The 20,113-nt window shown below is 45.1% G+C and carries 19 protein-coding genes; 8 read left to right on the forward strand and 11 right to left on the reverse strand.

Annotated features, from left to right (window positions below):
• The first annotated feature begins 97 nt into the window (after window positions 1-97).
• The 6 genes from KFE96_RS11415 (at window position 98) to lexA (ending at window position 4,922) form a co-directional block, all read left to right on the forward strand.
• Window positions 98-676, forward strand: coding sequence for an aminodeoxychorismate/anthranilate synthase component II (locus KFE96_RS11415; protein ID WP_255832717.1), 579 nt, complete (start codon window positions 98-100; stop codon window positions 674-676).
• 5 nt (window positions 677-681) lie between these two features.
• Window positions 682-1,719, forward strand: coding sequence for an anthranilate phosphoribosyltransferase (gene trpD, locus KFE96_RS11420; RefSeq protein ID WP_255832718.1), 1,038 nt, complete (start codon window positions 682-684; stop codon window positions 1,717-1,719).
• The gene (trpC, locus tag KFE96_RS11425; protein WP_255832719.1) at window positions 1,712-2,512 is read left to right on the forward strand and encodes an indole-3-glycerol phosphate synthase TrpC; all 801 of its coding nucleotides are present in this window, start codon (window positions 1,712-1,714) and stop codon (window positions 2,510-2,512) included. Before trpD ends, trpC begins: the two co-directional genes overlap by 8 nt.
• Window positions 2,509-2,985: a cyclic pyranopterin monophosphate synthase MoaC gene (moaC, locus tag KFE96_RS11430; RefSeq protein WP_255832720.1), complete on the forward strand. Its 477-nt coding sequence runs from the start codon at window positions 2,509-2,511 to the stop codon at window positions 2,983-2,985. Before trpC ends, moaC begins: the two co-directional genes overlap by 4 nt.
• A complete protein-coding gene (gene glp / locus KFE96_RS11435) occupies window positions 2,982-4,175 on the forward strand; it encodes a gephyrin-like molybdotransferase Glp (protein ID WP_255832721.1) in 1,194 nt (397 codons plus the stop codon). Before moaC ends, glp begins: the two co-directional genes overlap by 4 nt.
• A gap of 75 nt (window positions 4,176-4,250) precedes the next feature.
• A complete protein-coding gene (lexA, locus tag KFE96_RS11440) occupies window positions 4,251-4,922 on the forward strand; it encodes a transcriptional repressor LexA (protein WP_255832722.1) in 672 nt (223 codons plus the stop codon).
• Here lexA and KFE96_RS11445 read toward each other — a convergent pair whose 3' ends face one another.
• Entirely contained in the window at window positions 4,923-6,917 is a 1,995-nt protein-coding gene (locus tag KFE96_RS11445) for a ComEC/Rec2 family competence protein (protein WP_255832723.1), read from the reverse strand.
• Window positions 6,918-7,140: 223 nt separating this feature from the next.
• Here KFE96_RS11445 and gltX point away from each other — a divergent pair, with 223 nt between their 5' ends.
• A complete protein-coding gene (gene gltX / locus KFE96_RS11450) occupies window positions 7,141-8,544 on the forward strand; it encodes a glutamate--tRNA ligase (protein ID WP_370650586.1) in 1,404 nt (467 codons plus the stop codon).
• Between the two features lie 51 nt (window positions 8,545-8,595).
• On the forward strand, window positions 8,596-9,882 hold the full coding sequence (locus KFE96_RS11455; RefSeq protein WP_247021425.1) for a citrate synthase: 1,287 nt from the start codon (window positions 8,596-8,598) through the stop codon (window positions 9,880-9,882).
• Between the two features lie 149 nt (window positions 9,883-10,031).
• Here the strand turns inward: KFE96_RS11455 and fabZ are convergent, their stop codons facing one another.
• From fabZ to tsf, 10 genes are all read right to left on the reverse strand, one after another.
• The gene (gene fabZ / locus KFE96_RS11460) at window positions 10,032-10,475 is read right to left on the reverse strand and encodes a 3-hydroxyacyl-ACP dehydratase FabZ (protein WP_255832725.1); all 444 of its coding nucleotides are present in this window, start codon (window positions 10,473-10,475) and stop codon (window positions 10,032-10,034) included.
• Window positions 10,476-10,502: 27 nt separating this feature from the next.
• Window positions 10,503-11,090 carry an OmpH family outer membrane protein gene (locus KFE96_RS11465; protein WP_255832726.1) on the reverse strand — a complete coding sequence of 196 codons (588 nt, stop codon included), beginning with the start codon at window positions 11,088-11,090 and terminating at the stop codon, window positions 10,503-10,505.
• 30 nt (window positions 11,091-11,120) lie between these two features.
• Window positions 11,121-13,739: an outer membrane protein assembly factor BamA gene (gene bamA / locus KFE96_RS11470; RefSeq protein WP_255832727.1), complete on the reverse strand. Its 2,619-nt coding sequence runs from the start codon at window positions 13,737-13,739 to the stop codon at window positions 11,121-11,123.
• A gap of 67 nt (window positions 13,740-13,806) precedes the next feature.
• Window positions 13,807-14,916 carry an RIP metalloprotease RseP gene (rseP, locus tag KFE96_RS11475; RefSeq protein ID WP_255832728.1) on the reverse strand — a complete coding sequence of 370 codons (1,110 nt, stop codon included), beginning with the start codon at window positions 14,914-14,916 and terminating at the stop codon, window positions 13,807-13,809.
• Window positions 14,917-14,928: 12 nt separating this feature from the next.
• Entirely contained in the window at window positions 14,929-16,089 is a 1,161-nt protein-coding gene (locus KFE96_RS11480) for a 1-deoxy-D-xylulose-5-phosphate reductoisomerase (protein WP_255832729.1), read from the reverse strand.
• A gap of 11 nt (window positions 16,090-16,100) precedes the next feature.
• Entirely contained in the window at window positions 16,101-16,913 is an 813-nt protein-coding gene (locus KFE96_RS11485; protein WP_255832730.1) for a phosphatidate cytidylyltransferase, read from the reverse strand.
• Window positions 16,914-16,925: 12 nt separating this feature from the next.
• Window positions 16,926-17,666, reverse strand: a complete 741-nt coding sequence (locus tag KFE96_RS11490) for an isoprenyl transferase (protein WP_255832731.1) — start codon at window positions 17,664-17,666, stop codon at window positions 16,926-16,928.
• A 1-nt stretch (window position 17,667) separates the two neighbouring features.
• Window positions 17,668-18,225 carry a ribosome recycling factor gene (gene frr / locus KFE96_RS11495; protein WP_255832732.1) on the reverse strand — a complete coding sequence of 186 codons (558 nt, stop codon included), beginning with the start codon at window positions 18,223-18,225 and terminating at the stop codon, window positions 17,668-17,670.
• Between the two features lie 6 nt (window positions 18,226-18,231).
• Entirely contained in the window at window positions 18,232-18,954 is a 723-nt protein-coding gene (pyrH, locus tag KFE96_RS11500; protein ID WP_247021408.1) for a UMP kinase, read from the reverse strand.
• Between the two features lie 174 nt (window positions 18,955-19,128).
• Window positions 19,129-20,058 carry a translation elongation factor Ts gene (tsf, locus tag KFE96_RS11505; protein ID WP_255832733.1) on the reverse strand — a complete coding sequence of 310 codons (930 nt, stop codon included), beginning with the start codon at window positions 20,056-20,058 and terminating at the stop codon, window positions 19,129-19,131.
• Window positions 20,059-20,113: the final 55 nt, after the last annotated feature.

Raw genomic sequence — 20,113 nt, forward strand, 5'->3', positions numbered from 1 at the left:
TGTTTAGTATTTTTATGCCTTATAGTGTTCTCTGGCATTGACTTTCCAGATTAAAAAAGCATTGTCCAACTTTGTTATGAATCAGCGGACTATCCTAATGTATATCTTGATCGATAATTACGACAGCTTTACTTACAATTTGTATCATTATCTAACCGATCTTGGTGCTGAAATTGAAGTGTATCGTAATGATCAGATAACCGTAGAAGAAGTTCTGGAGAAAGAGCCAGAAGGCATCATCCTCAGCCCTGGTCCATGCACACCGAATGAAGCAGGTATATGCATGGCTCTGATAGATGCTGTTAAAGGCAAAACTCCATTGTTAGGGGTCTGCCTTGGTCATCAATCGCTTGGACAGATCTTTGGAGGTGAAGTGAAACGCGCTCCTTATGTTATGCACGGCAAAACAAGCCCTATTTCTCATGACGGTACAGGCATCTTCAAGGATATCCCATCTCCTTACACTGCAACACGCTATCACTCCCTACTTGTAGAAAGAGAAACGCTTCCAGATTGCCTTCAAATCACTGCCGAAACTGAAGATGGTTTGATTATGGGGCTTCAGCACAAAGAATATTCTCTTCACGGTGTACAGTTCCACCCGGAAAGTATAGCGTCTGAACACGGGCATACACTACTCAAGAACTTCCTTGATATCTGTAAAGCAGAGGCTTGATCCTTATGGCAGATCTTCGTCCCATACTCGCCCAACTCGCTGATGGCCACAGGTTATCAGTAGAAGAAAGCACGGCTGCATTCGATATAATCATGTCTGGCAACGCCGATCTTGCGCAGATGGCAGCTTTCATTATGGCTCTACGCGTGCGCGGCGAGACCGTAGACGAAATCGTTGGCGGAGCAAAAGTACTCAGAGCCAAAGCTGAAAAGCTGGATGCCCCTCTATTATCCGTTGATACATGCGGCACCGGTGGTGACGGCCACGGTACTTATAATATCTCAACGGCTTCCGCGTTTGTTGCAGCTGCAGCAGGCGCCACCGTCGCTAAACACGGGAACCGTTCAGTTTCTTCAAAGTCCGGCTCAGCTGATGTTCTCATGTCACTCGGTGCTTATCTGGAACTTGATAAAGCAGCTAATGAGCAAAGCCTTGAAGAAAATAACTATGCCTTCATGTTTGCCCCTGCCCATCACAAGGCAATGCGACATGTGGCACCTGCTCGTGGTTCATTACAGCTCAGAACGATCTTTAATCTTCTCGGCCCATTGGCCAACCCAGCACAAACAAAGCGCCAGATACTTGGTGTGTTTGATCGCAAGTGGTTACGCCCGATGGCTGAAGTACTATTAAAGCTTGGAAGTGAGCATGTTTGGGTGGTTCACGGTCATGATGGCCTTGATGAAATCACTAACACAACAACCACATCAGTAGCTGAGCTTAAAGGTGGTGTAATTACTGAATTTGATATGCACCCAGGTGATTATGGTTTAGAGACAGCTTCAATTGAAGACCTGAAAGGCGGCGATGCTGATGTAAACGCCGCAGCGATCAAAGATTTGCTTGCAGGCCAGAAATCAGCGTACCGGGACATTGTGTTGATGAACACTGCCGCTGCACTTGTGGTATCTGATGTAGCGCCTGATTTTGCCTCGGGCTTAAAACTCGCCGCTGATGCAGTTGATTCAAGTAAAGCTTTACAAACCCTTGAACAGTGGGTTGCCTACACTAATAAATTCCGCCCAGAGGACAATAATGGCTGATATTCTCGCAGAAATTTGTGACCGTAAACGCGAGCATGTTGCTTCGGTTAAATCTAAACTAAGCTTAGCTGAACAAGAAGCGCGCGCAAAAGAAGCTTCTGCGCCACGTGGTTTTATCAAAGCACTAGAGGCCAAGAAAACAGCTGGCGAATACGGTTTTATTTGTGAAATCAAAAAAGCAAGTCCTTCCAAAGGCCTTATCCGCCCTAATGATTTTGACCCGGCAACACTTGCAAAAGCTTATGAAGAAGGTGGTGCTGCTTGCCTGTCTGTCCTTACAGATATCCCTTACTTCCAAGGTGATGATCAATATCTGGTTCGAGCCAGAAATGCCGCAAGTATCCCTGCACTTCGCAAGGATTTTATGGTTGATCTGTATCAGGTTCCTGAAGCACGCGCCCTCGGAGCAGACTGTATCCTCATTATCATGGCCGCGCTTGATGATACGCTCGCTGCCGAAATGGAAACAGCTGCACACGAATGGGGTATGGATGCCCTTATTGAAGTGCATAATCAGGAAGAGCTTGATCGCGCCCTTAAGTTAAAATCAAAGCTTATTGGTGTGAACAATCGCAACCTTAAAACCATGGAAGTGTCGCTTGAGAACACACTATCTTTAGCGCCTAAATATGCGGCTGACCGCATTGCTGTAGCGGAGTCAGGCCTTCGTACAAATGAAGATTTAGCGCAGTGTGATGCCGTAGGTGCATCCACCTTCCTTATCGGCGAAACCTTTATGCGCCAAGATGATGTTGGTGCTGCAGTAAAAAGCCTCCAGAAAGGTGCCGCATGAGCAAGTTAACTCATATCGATGAAAAAGGCGCCGCCCACATGGTTGATGTGGGTGAGAAAACTGTTACTTCCCGGATTGCCATAGCTGAAACCTTTGTCACTATGGAAACTGAAACCCAAAAACTGATCTTGGGTGGCGGCCTCCCAAAAGGTGACGTGATCGCGGCTGTTCGTCTTGCTGGTATTATGGCTGCCAAGAAAACCAGTGACCTCATCCCACTCTGCCACCCTCTTCCCATCACGAGTGTGAAGGTAGATATAGAGCCTGTTGGCGATACACAAATTCGCATAGAAAGCCGTGTGAAAGTATCAGGACAGACTGGCGTTGAAATGGAAGCTTTGACCGCTTCAAGCGTGGCTGCCCTTACCCTTTATGATATGGCTAAAGCAGTTGATAAAGCTATGATTATTGGGGGTACTCGCCTTCTTTTGAAGGAAGGTGGTAAATCAGGAAAATATGAGGCTGGAGTATGATCTCTGTTGAAGAAGCATTTGCACGCATCGTTACCTCTGCTGATTTGTTGACGACAGAAAAAGTAAGCCTTCAGGATGCCTCTGGTCGTGTTCTTGTCGGGGCAATTAAAGCACGCCGTTCTCAGCCAGCATCCGATGTATCTGCAATGGATGGTTATGCTGTAAACAGCAGTGACCTCACCGGTTCTGAGGTTACGTTCACACTTGTAGGCACAAGCGCCGCTGGGGAGCCTTTCAACGGCGCCGTAAAAAAAGGTGAAGCTGTTCGTATTTTCACTGGCGCGCCTGTTCCAGCCGGTGCTAACCAGGTAGTTATTCAGGAAAACACAGGCCCCGCAGAAGGTGGCATATTCACCGATGATGGCTCTAATGCTGGAAAGCATATCCGCATGAAAGGATATGACTTTTCTGAAGGACAGATTGTGCTTGAAGCTGGCACCTTTATGACACCTAAGAGCATTGGCCTTGCAGCGAGTTCGGGGCATGCTTCTCTTATGGTTTATAAAGCTCCAACCATCGCTATTCTTGCAACAGGCGACGAACTAGCCAGCCCAGATGCCGATAAGTTTGAAGATTATCAAACAGTGAACAGTATCTCACCGCAGTTGAATGCCTTTATAAAAGATATCGGCGCTGAAGTACTAGATTTAGGCCATGCTGGTGACAGCATCGAAAGCCTAAAGGCCGCTCTCCAAAAAGGCAGGGATGCGGATGTACTGGTGACTATTGGAGGGGCCTCTGTTGGTGACCGTGATTTTATGCAACAAGCGCTTTCCGAAGAAGGCATGACGCTTGACTTCTGGAAAGTAGCCATGCGTCCAGGAAAGCCGCTCATTTACGGCAAGAATGGCAAGCAACATGTTTTGGGTCTGCCCGGAAACCCAGTATCCGCTTTTGTATGCGCTTATCTCTATCTGCGCCCACTTATTGACCGTTTGATGGGGCGTCCTGCTCCGCTTCCAACTGGTGTAATGTTACCGGTGGCAACAGACCTACCTACTAATGGCACGCGTCAAGATTATATGCGTGCTCGCCTAATTGGGGAAGCTGGTAACAGACACGTTGACCCCGCAGTATCTCAGGATAGCGGACACACCAGCGTTCTAGCTAACTCCGATGGCCTTATTGTGCGGGCTCCAAATGCCGATCCCGTTAAAGCGGGTGATTTGGTTCCATTCTTACCGTTTTAATCTAATGTTCTTGACGCCAACCAAAAGGTGAACTAAAAGAGAACATATAGAAAACAAAACGGCTGGAGACCAAGCATGCTTACAGCAAAACAGCATCAGCTTTTGCTCTTTATTTCAGACAAACTCGCAGAGACAGGCGTTTCTCCGTCCTTTGATGAAATGAAAGACGCGCTTGGCCTTAAATCCAAATCCGGTGTTCACCGTTTGATTAACGCTCTTGAAGAACGAGGCTTCATTCGCCGTATGGCAAACCGAGCTCGTGCACTTGAAATTCTCAAGATGCCAGAAGGCCAGCAAGAGACGCCTTCTAATGTAGTGGCAGGTAATTTTGGTAAATCGAGCCCTGCACCATCAGAACCTGAAACCCTTGATATTCCAATGCATGGTCGTATCGCAGCAGGTACTCCTATTGAAGCACTTGAAAACCAAGATAGTTTTGTTTCCGTGCCTGCAGGCATGATTGGTCGTGGTAATTGCTATGCTCTTGAAGTATCTGGTGATTCTATGATTGAGATGGGCATTATGGATGGTGATACTATTATTATTGAAAGTGCCGATACAGCCCGCGATGGCGAAGTGGTTGTAGCTCTTGTTGATCGCGAAGAAGCAACACTTAAAACCATTCAGCGACAAGGCAGAGATGTAGCTCTTATTCCTGCGAACCGTGATTATGAGACCAAAGTATATTCGGCAGATCGCGTACAGGTTCAAGGTAGACTTATCAGCCTGATGCGACAGTATCATTAATCATTCTTGCCAAGGCTTGATTTGATGTTCTGATACGCTCCATTTCATAATGGGAGTTATTGAATTTTCTTGATATGAGAGGCCTAGCGGGCCTCTTTTTTGTAAGTCGGCATTGGTTATAATTAATGCACCTGTTCTACAAAGTCTTTTGTATTTCGTTGGTATTATGATGATCTCGGCAATATTACAAACTGGCCTAACTGCATCAATCGTCTTTATAATACCCAAGTACCTATCACCTGTAAGCTCATAAAGGCATGCATCTTGATCACAGCTACGTTTTAATTGAACGATATCATCTTTAGATGTGGCCCAATATTTTAACCAAATCTTGTTTCTGAAATTATCCCTATATTTAGACGAGATAGCCATCTTATCATTATCGTGTACGGCAATAAAACTAGCGTTTCTATCTATAAGTATATCTGCAGGTTTGCGAAAACTGAGTAAAAAGACACCAGGCACCAAAATGAGCAAAGCGAAAAATACTCTCGGTTCTCTCACTAAAAGCATTCCCATAAAAATCAAAGTTAAGATTACGAACCCTATATCTGTAAGCTGATAGGTTTGTGCTGTAGCCCAACTAAAAGAAGCAGACCATGCAGCGATATCGCGAATAACCCCAATAGATAGACCAAGCGGAATGGTAAACGCCATTATTCCAAACAGCGTCCAACCTACCAAGATACACAGCAATAGTGGCATTACCAGAAATGAAACAAGTGGCAAGACAAGCACATTAGATATTAGCGCAATTACAGAGATTTCCTGAAAATGATACAAAGCAAATGGTAAAATACCCATCTGGGAAATCAGACTTGTTAGCATTACGGCAAAGATAGCCGTAAGAAATTTTCGCCATAAATTCTGTTGGCTTTGCCATCTTCGCCAAAGTTCAGAACGTGAAAACCATTCATAAAAGGCAACCAGCGAAGCAGTTGCTGCAAAGGAAAGTTGAAAACTGATACTAACTATATTCTCTGGCCAGATCAGCAGAATAACTATTGCAGCTATGGCCACACTTCTTAGTGAAATTACGCGTCGATCAGTTAATAATGCCATCATTGCCACCGATATCATGATGACAGCACGAATGGTGGCAACACTCGCACCGCTTATCATTAGATATATAACTACAAGCAAGAAGGTAGGAAGCACCGCAAACTTCCGAGGCATAACACGAAAAGCCAATGCCGGAATGAGGGCGAAAATATACTCAAAAACAAAGAAACCAATAGCTGCTACTAGGCCTATATGTAAGCCAGAGATTGCAAGCAGATGTGCCAATCCTGCCTTCCTTAAATTCTCTTTAGTCTCTTCAGACAAATATGATTTCTCGCCTACTAAAAGTGCTGCGGCAACAGCACCATTTTGCCCTCCTACCCTCTCATAAAGTAATTTAGCTGTTTGTTGCCTGAAGGCATCTATACTGTACTCCGCGTCGATAGTATCGTCTATCTGCACGGGAGAGACAGCAAAGCCTTGTGCATCAATTCCTTTAAAGAAAGCGTCTCTGGCAAAATTATAACCGTATGGAACAGCCGGGCCTGCTGGTCTCGATAAAATAGCTGAGATTTTTAGGCGTTGCCCTTGTTCGATCGATAGAGTTTTACGGTTTCGGATAGTGACTCTGGCAACAAATTGAGGACTATCATTTTCGACTGTAAGTCGAAGACTATTATCCGACCTTTCTTCCACCCGAATTACGGTTCCAGCCAGATTATAAAACTGACCATCTTTTATCGGAGTATCATTAAACCTAGGTTCTACGCTTATCTGGCTATTCAGCAAACCCAACATCACAATCAACGATAGCCCGGCCAGATATATTTGCTTTAGGAACTGCATCACAAGAACCAGAATACCGATAAAGATAACGTGATACTGCGTAACATTGCCACCTATAGGAAGGTAACAGGCCACCCCAAGCGTCATGGCAGCGACAATTAGCCGCCATTCCGGGTGAACATACGTTTCAAACCTACCTAAGCTCAATAAAACCGCCTCTATAAACAGAAAAGCTATTTATTTTAATAACGCATTAAACAGCTTATGCGAGCTTTTTAATCAAATTCGGGCGTATTTTGCTGCACTGCACATTTGTGTTCTTGAAAAACATATGCTACAAGCCTCACAAATCTTGGACGTCAGCTCCCCCGTATTTCTGCTGACATTTTGTAAATTTAAAAAGGTTTAGGCTCTGAGCGTGACTAAAAACATGCCCGAAACTGTTGTAACGCGTTTCGCACCCTCTCCGACTGGTTTTCTTCATATCGGTGGTGCTCGTACTGCACTATATAATTGGCTTCTTGCCCGTGCGAATAATGGTAAATTCCTTCTAAGAATTGAAGATACAGACCGCAAACGTTCAACAGACGAAGCGATTGAAGCTATCTTAAATGGCATGAAATGGATGGGATTGGACTGGGACGGTGACGCCATCAGCCAGTTTGATCGCGCCGATCGCCACCGTGAAGTTGCGGAAGCTATGCTCGCTAGTGGCCATGCTTATAAATGTTTCTCTTCACCAGAAGAAACAGCTGAGCTTCGCGATGCTGCTCGCGCTGAAGGTAAACCTTTCCGCGGAGACATGTGGCGCGAAAAGCAAGATCAAGCTCCTGCGGATACGCCGTATTCAATTCGTATCAAGATGCCACGCGAAGGTTCGCATGCTATTGATGATCAAGTTCAAGGGCGCGTAGAAGTTCAGAACGCGGAACTAGATGACATGATTATCATGCGTTCAGACGGCACGCCAACCTATATGCTTGCCGTTGTGGTAGATGACCATGATATGGGGGTAACCCATGTTGTGCGGGGTGACGACCACCTTAATAACGCATTTCGCCAAATCCCTATCTACAAGGCAATGGAATGGGATATTCCAACATACGCCCATATTCCTCTAATCCATGGTCCTGACGGTAAGAAGCTCTCAAAGCGCCATGGTGCACTGGGAGTGGAAGGTTATGAAGAGATGGGCTTCCTACCAGAAGCGATGCGTAATTATCTGCTGCGTCTCGGCTGGAGCCATGGTGATGAGGAAATCATCCCAACAGCAAAAGCAATTGAGTGGTTTACACTGCAGAATGTGGGCAAAAGCCCTTCTCGCTTTGATTTTGACAAGCTGGACTTCGTGAACAGCCACTATATGAAAGAATTAAATGGGTCAGAACTCTTGCCTTATGTGCAATCCGACCTAGAAGAACAAGTGGGACATACTCTTGATGCAACGGAAGTTGAGCGCTTAATCAAAGCGCTCCCAAGTCTTGCAGAAAGAGCAAAAAGACTACCGGACCTACATGAAGGAGCTTCTCTTTTCTGTAACACTCGTCCGCTAAGTCTGACAGACAAAGCAGCGAAGCAACTTTCTGGCGACACAGTGCCGATGCTTGGCTCGCTAACACCTGTTTTGGAGAAGGTATCACAGTGGAATGCTGATGATATCAAAGCTGCAATCGTTTCTTTTGCTGAGGCAGAAGAACTAAAACTGGGTAAAGTAATGCAACCTGTAAGAGCTGCCGTGACTGGAGGAAAACAGTCAGGTGATCTTGCTGAAACCCTGGAAATTTTGGGCCAGGAAGAAACTGTTGCGCGTTTGCGCGATGTGGTTGCTGCGTAACCCCAATTTGCCTCCGGGCGAGTTGTTAATTTTTATGAAGGAGTAAGGACCATGTCAAATGACACTCTCAAGCTAACCGGCGAAGGGCTAGACGTTGATCTACCGGTTATGGAAGGGTCAGTGGGTCCGAAGGTCATTGATATCCGTAAACTGTATGCTCAGTCAGACATGTTTACTTTTGACCCGGGGTTCACCTCTACGGCAAGCTGCGAATCTAAAATTACCTACATCGATGGTAACAAAGGTGAGCTTCAGTACCGTGGTTATCCAATTGAGCAACTAGCAGAGCACAGCGACTATATGGAAGTTTGCTATCTGCTTCTCTTTGGTGAGCTTCCGACTAAAGAAGAAAAAGCAAAGTTCGAGCACGATATTACACACCACACTATGGTGCACGAACAGCTTCATCGCTTCTTCAGCGGTTTCCGCCGCGATGCACACCCAATGGCTATTATGGTTGGTGTTGTTGGTGCTCTTGCTGCTTTCTATCATGACAGCACAGACATTGATGATCCACACCAACGTATGGTTGCCAGCTACCGCCTGATTGCGAAGATTCCGACAATCGCTGCAATGGCATATAAATACTCTGTTGGTCAGCCATTTGTTTACCCAGAAAATGATCTTTCATACGCTGGTAATTTCCTGAAGATGATGTTCTCCGTTCCTGCTGCGGAATACAAAGTGAGCCCGACGCTTGAGAAAGCAATGGATCTCATCTTTATCCTGCATGCTGACCACGAACAGAATGCTTCAACATCTACAGTACGCCTTGCTGGTTCATCTGGTGCGAACCCGTTCGCATGTATTGCTGCTGGTATTGCATGTCTATGGGGCCCTGCTCACGGTGGCGCTAACGAAGCATGCCTGAACATGCTTGAAGAAATTGGTACAGTTGACCGTATTCCTGAGTTCATTGCACGTGCGAAAGATAAAGCAGATCCATTCCGTCTGATGGGCTTTGGTCACCGCGTTTATAAGAACTTTGACCCACGCGCGACTGTAATGCGTGAAACAGCACACAAAGTACTTGAAGAACTTGGCGTAGATGATCCACTCTTCGATGTTGCAATGGAACTTGAGAAAATCGCTCTTGAAGATCCATACTTCGTTGAGAAGAAGCTTTACCCGAATGTAGACTTCTACTCAGGTATCATCCTGAAAGCTATGGGCTTCCCAACCAGCATGTTTACAGTGCTATTTGCTCTTGCGCGTACATCAGGCTGGATTTCACAGTGGAACGAAATGATTGAGGACCCAACACAGAAGATTGGTCGCCCTCGTCAGCTATTCACTGGCGCTCCAAAGCGTGACTACGTTCCAGTTGATAAGCGTTAGGCGTTAAGCTGAATTTAGATTTTTAAAAAGGGCTGGTTTACCAGCCCTTTTTTCATGCCTAGTACTTTACGATAAAAATCCTGCTTCAGGCATTAAAAAAGCCCAGCTAAAACTAACTGGGCTTTTTAACATTTAATTACTTTTTCTAATTATTCAGCAGATAGCATAGCCGTTAAACTTGCTGTTGCAGCTACATCGCCTTCAACCTCAGCTACAGCGTCAAACTTCCAAACGCTTTTCCCAAGCCCGCCACGGGTCTTGTTAAGCTTAAGATGCAATTGATCACCTGGACCAACCGGGCGACGGAATTTCACACCATCAATACCCATAAAGTAAACAACTTTACCTTTGGCATCATCACCAAGTACATCAACCGCAATTACACCAGCTGTCTGTGCCATAGCTTCTAGGATAAGAACGCCTGGCATTACTGGTTTTTGTGGAAAGTGCCCCTGAAAAAAGTTTTCATTGATAGTAACATTCTTAATGCCTACAGCGCTTTCACCAGGCACTACATCAACGATCTTATCAACCAAAAGGAAGGGATACCTATGAGGTATCGCTTCCATAATTTTAGCAATATCGAATTCCATTGCTTACACTCTACCCTAAATTAGAGATTACTGCTGCGCTGGTGCAGGCGTAGTTGTCGGCGCTTGCTTTGGCGGCAATTTTGTTAGTGTAACAGATGGCAGCTCTGCATCAAGCAGCTCAATAAACTCTGTAGTTACATCAAGACCTGGAGCGCTACCCATAACAAGGCGCTTAGGCAAAATCAGCTGTGCTTTGCGATCCTTTAAAATCTGACGAATAACAGGCTGACGTGCTCGTTCAACCTGAACAAGGGCTTCCTGGCGAACTTGATCAAACAAATATTCATATGCTTGAAGATTCTGTTGAGCAGCTACATATGTTTGCTCAATTTTCTTCTTTTCTTCTTCGTATTTATCATTGCCAATAATAGCCTTTTGCTTTTCTAGCTCAGCCATTTGCTGTTCAGCGGCACCACCACGAGAAATATATTGACGCAACTGCAGAATATTCTGACGAAGATCAGTTGTCTGTAGATTGAAATCCTTATACGCAGCAGCATCTTTTTCAACACGCTCATTATCAATGATAAATGTTTGTGCAGTCGCCGCTACGGTTAGTCCAGCAGCTGTAATAGCCCCAAGAATTGCAAGTTTTAGTGTTTTGATGAATGTCATCTTATTATTCCCATTTTCCCTATGAGCTTATTAGAACGTTGTACCAACGTTAAACTGTAATGTTTGTGGTCTGTCGCCAAGTTGCTGCTTGATTGTCTTTGCCAAATCAATTCGGAACGGACCAAAAGGCGACTGCCAGGAAACACCTACACCAATAGAAATACGTGGTGATGGAGAATTACCAGACAGACAAACTGTATCTTGACCAAATGTTACTGTTGGATCTTGTTCGCGAGCAAGCTGGAAGGCCTCAAAGTCAGCACGCGTGAACGTACATTCCGCTAGCTCTTCCTGAGCTCTGAACAAAGACCCTACATCAATAAAGGCTGACGCATTGATACCACTTTCTAGTGCTAGATCACCCAGCGGGAAGAATAGTTCCCCTCGGCCAATATAGAACGCAGTACCACCAAGTGACGATGCAGTATTGGCATTACCACCATTGAAGTTTCTTGGACCAATACCAGAGTTATCGAAACCACGAATACGTGGGCCACCAATATAGAATTTATCATTCACACGAACTGTTTGACCAAGACCAGTGATGAAGCCACCTTCACCACCCAAACGGAAGGTCCAGCCCTGCCATGGTGTCCAGTAATTATCGAAGTTTACCCGGTTTCTTAAGTAACGTACATCCCCGCCCAAACCAGCGAAATCCTGGTGGAAGTAGAACGAACTACCACGTGTAGGTCTAATGATATGGTTACGCGTATCGAAACCAACGGAATAGCCAATAATAGATTGGAAACGTGAGCCCAAACTATCAATGAAAGCACGAGATAGCGTAGGTACAGCGCGAGCTAGCTCCTCTGTCGTTGGTGTAGACAGCCCGTCTGCACTGAAATCTTCAATTTCAATGGTATTTGATTGGTTCGTATCATAAAGGTCGAGCAGTTCTTGACGCTCAATAGCATCAGCGTTCGCAAACTCGTTCTGAATACCAGTAAAGAAGGTATCAAAAATACCATTATTGTTATTGTTCGTAACAAACGAGTCCACCAAATCTACATTATCTCTACGTAGAGTGTAACGGGTGGAAAGCGTCCAAAACTCGTTAATAGCCATACCGGCGCGAAGTGAGAAACCAATAGAATCCTGGTTAAACGCTGCACCAAATCTTGAGTTATCGAACCTGCGGGCAAAGATATCAAAACCTGCGCTGATTCTACGCCCTAAGAAGTAAGGTTCGGTAAAGCCTAGGTCAATCTCTTGGCTTCGGCTTGAAAGACGCAGTCCAAGGCGAAGGTCTTGGCCCTTACCAAATAGGTTTCTTTGACGAATAGAGAAGTCAAAAATAAAGTTTTCAATACTTGAGAAACCGGCACCAACGTTAAGTTCACCAGTGGCTTGTTCTTCTACATTAACATCAAGAACAATACGGTCTGGTTTAGAGCCTTGAGAACGTTCAATCGTCGCATCACGGAAGAAGTTCAGGCGTTTCAAACGATTTTCTGAACGTGTCACACGAGCTGAGTTGAAGGCATCGCCCTCCTGCAGGCGAAACTCACGGCGAATTACCCTATCGAGAGTAGTTACGTTACCATGCACGTTAATCCGCTCAACATACACCCTAGGTGCATCAAGAATTTTAAATGTGATAGAAATCGTACGATCAGCGCGGCTACGATTAATTTGCGGGCGAATATCTACAAAAGCATAACCAAGGCGACCAGCCGCATCTGTAAGAGATTCGATAGATTGCTCAATCGCTTCGGCGTTATAAGTACCGCCCTCACGCATCCTAACAAATAGCCGGAATAGATTGGTGTCAATATCCCGGATTTCACTTTCAACCTTAATTTCACCGAAAGTGTATATCTCGCCCTCTTCAACAGAGAACGTAATGAAAAAGTCTTCACGATCCGAGGTCAGCTCTGAAACAGCTGATACAATACGGAAATCGGCATACCCCTCATTCAGATAATGATTGCGTAGTACTTGTTGGTCATACGCCAAACGATCTGGGTCAAATGTATCGTGGGATGTAAAAATCTTCCACCAACGGCTTTCTTTCGTCGCCATTACATCACGCAAGTCGCCGTCACCAAACACCTTGTTTCCAATGAAATTAATACGGCTTACCTTAGTTTTAGGACCTTCCTGAATTTCAAAAACAAGATCCACACGGTTTTGCTCTAGCTGAACAACTTTCGGTTCGATAATAGCAGCGAAACGACCTTTATTCCGGTATAGCTCCAGCATACGCTTTACGTCAGAACGAACTTTCGCACGTGTAAATACTGTACGTGGGCGAAGACGAGATTCTTCGGCGAGCTCTTCGTTATCAAGCTTCTTGTTACCCTCAAAGATAACACGGTTGATGATAGGATTCTCTACAACCCTCACAATCAACGCACCATTTTGTTCCTGGAAATCAACGTCAGAGAACAGCCCTGTAGCAAACAGGTTTTTCAAGCTGATATCAAGCTGCGTAGGATCAAAACGATCTCCAACCTTAACCGTGAGATACGATCCAATTGTTTCAGGCTCTACCCGTTCATTACCAGATACACTAATCTGGCGAATAACAGGAAGTTGTTGAGCAACAGGCTGTTGTTGAGCAAATGCTTGCCCACTTAGTGTTACTCCCCCGAGAACCAGAGCTAAACTACAGCTCTGTATCAAACGCAAAATATTTAAACGCAACGTTTCAGCCTATTCTTATTCTTGGCACAAACAACATACTTCATGGAACCCCGGCGGAGAAATTGGCCTAGAGCGCCATAGATTGCAAGTCATTCAGTGTCACAAACACCATAAAAATTAGCATTAAGGCCATTCCGGCAATAAAACTTGCCTCTTGAGCCTTCTTGCTAAGAGGCGAACCCTTAATCGCCTCCAACCCATAAAACACCAGATGTCCGCCGTCTAACACCGGAATCGGTAACAAATTAACAACGCCTAAATTAAGCGACAATAAGGCAAGAATTAGGATAAACCGCTCAAAACTAATAGCAGCAGCTTCCCCCACCATATTCGCTATTCTAGCTGGCCCACCCATCTCTTTTACTGAGCGGATACCAAGAATCATCTGCCCCATTGAGGTAAGCATGATGTCAGCTGTTGAAATAGTTTGGCGAACGCCCTCCCCAAGTGCATCCAGCGGGCCTAAATTCAAAACTTTCAATTGGCTGGAGCTAACACCAAGTCGTCCCAGCGGATACCTGTTTCCAAATCGATCTTCCATATACGTAATATCAAGCAAGACCGGGATTGCTACTTGCTGGCCATTCCGATCAACAACCACATCTATAGTTCGTCCAGGATTTAACCTTACCTGCCCCTGAATATCACTAAACCGGTCTATAGAAGACCCATTGACAGATAGAATACGATCTCCAGGTAGCAAACCTGCTTTTTCTGCAGCAGATTCAGCCTGAATTTGATTAATCACAGGCTCGGCAATTCTAATACCATATCCATAGGAGAAAGCTGCATACACAAGCACAGCAGCAATCAAGTTAACTGCGGGCCCAGCAAACACCACTAAAGCGCGTTGCCAAACTGGTTTATAATGGAAGCATTCGGCTTTTTCTTTTTCTGTAAGCCCTTCAGGAATATCACCGGGGTTACTGGCAGCTGACGCATCACCAAAGAACTTTACATACCCACCAAGCGGAATAGCACTAATTCGCCAGCGGGTACCTGATTTGGCGGTCCGGCCCCATATCTCTTTTCCCATACCGATGGAAAAAGTATCAACACGAATACCGAACAAACGCGCTACAGAATAATGGCCCCATTCATGGATAAAGACCAATACGCTAAAGCCGCCAAGGAAAGCGATAATAGTTAAAAACAAACCTGGACCTTCAGTTTCCATGCTTTCCTCGGATTACTTAGCATATACATCAAGAAACGAAGAAGCTAACCTCCTAGCTTCCTGATCAATTTCAAACACATTCGTCAGGGAATGTGGCGCTTTCATGTCAGATTTCTCAAGGGTCCTTGAAACAAGCTCTGGAACTGCAAGAAATGGTATATTTTCTTTGAGGAAAGCATCTACAGCCACCTCATTTGCCGCGTTTAGAACTGTAGTAGCAGCACCACCAATATATAAAGCCTCTTTAGCTAGTGCCAAACAGCGGAATTTATCATAATCCGGTTCCTGGAACGTCAATTGGCCTATTTCTGCTAAATTCAGCTTTTTTGCAGGTGTAGAGATACGGTCGGGCCAAGCAAGACATGACGCAATAGGCACAACCATATCTGGAGAGCCAAGCTGAGCCAACGTACTACCATCAATATATTCAACCATCGAATGTATAACGGATTGAGGGTGAACAAGGACATCAATCTGTTCTTTATCAACGGGGAACAAGTGATAAGCCTCAATTACTTCTAGGCCCTTGTTCATCATAGTAGCCGAATCTACTGAAATTTTAGCACCCATATCCCAATTTGGATGCGCAACTGCTAGGGCTGGCGTAATGTTTTTCAGCTCGGTTAATTCCCTATTTAGGAATGGGCCACCAGACGCAGTCAGAATCAATCTAGATACTGTTTGTGCGTGGTCTGCATCAAACACCTGAAAGATCGCATTGTGCTCACTATCAACGGGTAAAAGCGTTGAATTATGAGCTTCCAACTCTTTCATCATCAAGTCGCCTGCACACACAAGGCATTCTTTATTGGCAAGGGCGATAGTTGCCCCGCGCCTTACTGCGGTAAGTGTTGGCCTTAGTCCAGCTGCTCCAACGATTGCAGCCAAAACCATATCTGAAGGATAAGCTGCTGCCTCTAGCAAACCTTGTTCGCCAGCAGCAACTTCTATACCTGAACCTTGAAGACGTTCTTTAAGCTCAGTTAATTTGGTTTCATCCCCAATCACAGCAAGGTTAGCGTTGAACTCCAATGCCAGCGCGGCAAGTTCCGCTACTCTGCTAAATGCGGTTAACGCCCGTACCTCAAATTTACCCGGATGCTTGCGGATAAGTTCCAGTGTGCTTTGCCCTACTGAACCAGTAGCCCCCAATAAACTTATCGTTTTTGTCATTATTCTTCGCCTTAACTCACAGACAAATAATTAAGGGCTATAACTGCAGCTGGTGCAGCAAAGACCAAGCCATCAACACGATCAAGGATACCACCATGGCCAGGGATCAGGGCACCAGAATCTTTAATACCAAAACGGCGTTTAATTGCACTTTCGTATAAGTCACCAATCTGAGCAATAAATGCTAGTACAAACCCAGCGAAAGAAAGAAGATAAATATCATTCCAAGCAAAGACCCATGAGATCACAGCAGATACTAAAGCAGCTAATAGCATGCCTCCTATAAGTCCCGCCCAGGTTTTCTTAGGGCTAACTTTGGGGGCTAGTTTAGGGCCGCCAATGGATTTGCCCGCGAAATAGCCGCCAACATCCATAGCCCAAACCGAAATAAACACCCAAAACACAAGCAATCCATGCGCATCTTGCATGCGCAGTAGAGCAATACTGAACAGCGCCACAAACAAATAGACAGCACCAATGAACGTAGCTTTACTTTTAGCTCCTTCAACAGGACAGATTAACCCGATAGCCAAGAAACAAACCACTATCAGGCTAATAATCTCCTCCGCGTATCCATGCCAAGTTATTTCAGACGATATAGCTATTGCTGGCGCAAAAAGGGTTACGGCAATTAAAGTCCCATGAGAAAGTAACGAATTATTATCCGTCATTTTATTCCACTCAAGCGACATTAAAACGCCACCAAGCACAAGAAATCCATAGAACCACCAGCCGCCCAGATAAATTACACCCAATACTATTGGGAGCAGCGAGACAGCTGAAACCACTCTTTTAAAAAGATTATCTGAAAGTCCTAGAGGCATTGCTGAATGTCTTTACGGCCTGCCGCCATAACGGCGATCTCTTGAAAGAAAGGTTTCTACAGCTTCACTAAAATGCTGTTTAGTAAAATCAGGCCATAATGTATCAAGGAATAGAAACTCTGTGTAAGCGCTCTGCCAAAGAAGGAAATTAGAAAGCCTCATCTCACCACTTGTTCTGATCATCAGATCGGGATCAGGTAAATCTGATGTAAACATAAGTGAATTCAGGGTATTTTCATTAATCTCTTCAGGCTTAATGGTGCCATTTTGCACCATCACAGCAAGCCCTTTGCTAGCCTCAACGATTTCCTCACGGCTTCCATAGCTAAGTGCAATGGTAAAAGTAAGTCTCGTATTATTAGCAGTCAACTCTTCGGCCTGAAGGATTCTTTCCTTAATATCCTCAGAAAGTCGACCACGGTTACCAATAACATTAAGTCTGATATTTTCTTTATGAAGCGATTTAACTTCTTTGGACAGATATAGCTTCAGCAAACCCATTAAATCGCTTACTTCTTCCGCTGAACGGTTCCAGTTCTCGGAAGAAAAAGCGTAAATGGTTAGAAACTCTACACCAGCCTCTACTGCCCCTTCGATGGCTTCCCTCACGGCTTCCGCGCCGCGTTTATGGCCCAGCGCTCTGGGAAGCTTACGCTTTTGGGCCCAGCGCCCATTGCCATCCATAATGATAGCAACATGTTTAGGCGCTGAAGATTGACCCGTTTCAGTAATCGGAGAAGCAGAAAAAGCCATGCTATACCTGCATGATCTCTTTTTCTTTCACGCCGAGCATTTCATCAACCTGCCCAACAAATTTGTTAGTTAGGTCCTGAACTTCATCGGCGTACATTTTATGATCATCTTCGCTGATAGATTTATCTTTTTCAGCTTTCTTTAACGTGTCCATACCGTCGCGGCGTACGTTACGGATAGCGATACGAGCTTGTTCAGCATATTTAGCTGCAACTTTCGCCAGTTCTGCACGGCGCTCCTGATTAAGTTCAGGAATTGGCACACGAACAAGTTGTCCGTCCAGCATTGGGTTCAAACCAAGGCCTGCATTACGAATAGCTTTTTCAACAGCTGAAGCGTTTGCTTTATCCCAAACCTGTACTGAAAGCATACGTGGCTCTGGAACAGATACAGTACCAACCTGATTAATAGGCATATTGGCGCCATATACATCTACAACCACAGTATCAAGAAGGCTTGTGCTCGCACGGCCTGTACGAAGGCCAGCAAATTCGCTTTTCAGTGATTCAGTCGCACCGTTCATGCGGCGCTCAATATCGTCTAGATCAATATCGCTCATTTATTTTTACTCCTCACCCACGACTGTACATGTGCCACCACCCTGCAGCACATTTACAAGTTCATCTTGGGCATGAATAGAAAAGACAACAATTGGAATATTATTTTCACGGCTAAGGGAAATCGCAGAAGCATCCATTACCTTCAGGTCTTGCTTCAACACATCCATATAGCTCAAATTCTCATAGCGAACAGCGTTTGGATCTTTCTTAGGATCGGCATTATAAACACCATCCACCTGCGTACCTTTAAGAAGGGCATTACAGTTCATTTCAGCAGCTCTTAGAGCAGCAGCTGTATCGGTCGTGAAAAACGGGTTACCGGTACCCGCCGCAAAGATCACTACCCGGCCCTTTTCAAGATGGCGAATGGCACGACGGCGAATATATGGTTCGCTTACACTTGCCATCGGAATAGCAGAGAGAACACGTGTATCAACACCGATTTTCTCAAGGGCATTCTGAAGCGCCAGTGCATTCATAACCGTCGCTAACATGCCCATATAATCCGCTGTAGAACGGTCCAAACCTTCAGCTGCACCCTTGAGGCCACGGAAGATATTACCGCCACCTACAACAACACATACTTCTGTTCCAATTTCGCGCGCTTGCTGAATTTCACCAGATACACGGGCAGCAGTTTCAGGGTCGATACCATATGAGCCATTGCCCATAAGCGCTTCGCCCGAAAGCTTAAGTAGAACGCGTTTATATTTTGGTTCTGTAGACATAATTGTCCCCCCTGACACCAACATAGGCTGTTGGCAGCTTAGCCTCAACTAATGTTGTTGGCTAGTTAAGTTTTCATCTTTATTTTTAATCGCTTGAGCCCAACAAGCGATGTAGTGGTCAAAAAAAACCCAGAGGAAAGTCCCCTGGGTCTTTTTTATTGATTTGCACGAATATTATGCGCCTGCTACAGCAGCAACTTCCGCAGCGAAATCTTCTTCTTTTTTCTCGATACCGTCGCCAACTTCCATACGAACGTATGAAACTAGCTCGATGTCTGTACCAGCTTCTTTAGCAGCAGCTTTCACAACGTCAGCGATTTTAGTTTCGCCATCAATTACGAAGGTTTGGTGCAGAAGAACGATTTCTTCAAGGTACTTACGCATACGACCAACAATCATCTTTTCGATGATATTCTCAGGCTTACCAGATTCGCGAGCCTTATCCATCTGAACTTGCTTCTCACGCTCTAGAATTGTTGGGTCTAGATCGTCTTCAGAAAGAGACGCTGGGTTTGCAGCAGCAATATGCATCGCAAGCTGTTTACCTAGTGGCGCAAGAACATCTGCAGAAGCAGAAGACTTAAGACCAACTAGCACAGCAATTTTACCCATGCCGTCAGCTACAGCACCGTGGATATATGAAGCAACCATGCCTTCTTCAACTTCAAGAGTTGCAGCGCGGCGGATGTTCATGTTCTCACCAATAGTTGCGATATTATCAGTTAGTACTTCACCAACTTTTTTATCAGCACCAGGGTAAGCAGCATCTTTAATTGCTTCAGCGTCTGTAGCGCCAGTTCCAAGAACAACGCCAGCAAGGTCAGCAACAAAGCTCTGGAACTGTTCGTTACGAGCAACGAAATCAGTCTCAGAGTTTACTTCAATAACAGCAGCTTTAGCGCCAGCAGCTTTCATAGCTACAAGACCTTCAGCAGCAACACGGCTAGATTTCTTTGCAGCAGCAGAAAGACCTTTAGTACGTAGCCAATCAACAGCAGCCTGTAGATCGCCGTCTGTTTCAGCTAGTGCTTTTTTACAATCCATCATGCCTGCGCCAGATTGTTCACGCAGTTCTTTAACGAGAGCGGCAGTAATTTTTGCCATTGGAGTTCCCCTTCAAGATCTCACACTCAGTGTAATTAGATAAGTGCTCCGGGCT

This window comes from Kordiimonas sp. SCSIO 12603 (assembly GCF_024398035.1).
Lineage (GTDB): Bacteria > Pseudomonadota > Alphaproteobacteria > Sphingomonadales > Kordiimonadaceae > Kordiimonas.

Bases quoted from the DNA above. Each gene is read 5' to 3' on its own strand.
- KFE96_RS11415 (WP_255832717.1), top strand. From the start codon at position 98: ATGTATATCTTGATCGATAATTACGACAGCTTTACTTACAATTTGTAT.
- trpD (WP_255832718.1), top strand. From the start codon at position 682: ATGGCAGATCTTCGTCCCATACTCGCCCAACTCGCTGATGGCCACAGG.
- trpC (WP_255832719.1), top strand. From the start codon at position 1,712: ATGGCTGATATTCTCGCAGAAATTTGTGACCGTAAACGCGAGCATGTT.
- moaC (WP_255832720.1), top strand. From the start codon at position 2,509: ATGAGCAAGTTAACTCATATCGATGAAAAAGGCGCCGCCCACATGGTT.
- glp (WP_255832721.1), top strand. From the start codon at position 2,982: ATGATCTCTGTTGAAGAAGCATTTGCACGCATCGTTACCTCTGCTGAT.
- lexA (WP_255832722.1), top strand. From the start codon at position 4,251: ATGCTTACAGCAAAACAGCATCAGCTTTTGCTCTTTATTTCAGACAAA.
- gltX (WP_370650586.1), top strand. From the start codon at position 7,141: ATGCCCGAAACTGTTGTAACGCGTTTCGCACCCTCTCCGACTGGTTTT.
- KFE96_RS11455 (WP_247021425.1), top strand. From the start codon at position 8,596: ATGTCAAATGACACTCTCAAGCTAACCGGCGAAGGGCTAGACGTTGAT.
- fabZ (WP_255832725.1), bottom strand. From the start codon at position 10,475: ATGGAATTCGATATTGCTAAAATTATGGAAGCGATACCTCATAGGTAT.
- KFE96_RS11465 (WP_255832726.1), bottom strand. From the start codon at position 11,090: ATGACATTCATCAAAACACTAAAACTTGCAATTCTTGGGGCTATTACA.
- rseP (WP_255832728.1), bottom strand. From the start codon at position 14,916: ATGGAAACTGAAGGTCCAGGTTTGTTTTTAACTATTATCGCTTTCCTT.
- KFE96_RS11480 (WP_255832729.1), bottom strand. From the start codon at position 16,089: ATGACAAAAACGATAAGTTTATTGGGGGCTACTGGTTCAGTAGGGCAA.
- KFE96_RS11485 (WP_255832730.1), bottom strand. From the start codon at position 16,913: ATGCCTCTAGGACTTTCAGATAATCTTTTTAAAAGAGTGGTTTCAGCT.
- KFE96_RS11490 (WP_255832731.1), bottom strand. From the start codon at position 17,666: ATGGCTTTTTCTGCTTCTCCGATTACTGAAACGGGTCAATCTTCAGCG.
- frr (WP_255832732.1), bottom strand. From the start codon at position 18,225: ATGAGCGATATTGATCTAGACGATATTGAGCGCCGCATGAACGGTGCG.
- pyrH (WP_247021408.1), bottom strand. From the start codon at position 18,954: ATGTCTACAGAACCAAAATATAAACGCGTTCTACTTAAGCTTTCGGGC.
- tsf (WP_255832733.1), bottom strand. From the start codon at position 20,058: ATGGCAAAAATTACTGCCGCTCTCGTTAAAGAACTGCGTGAACAATCT.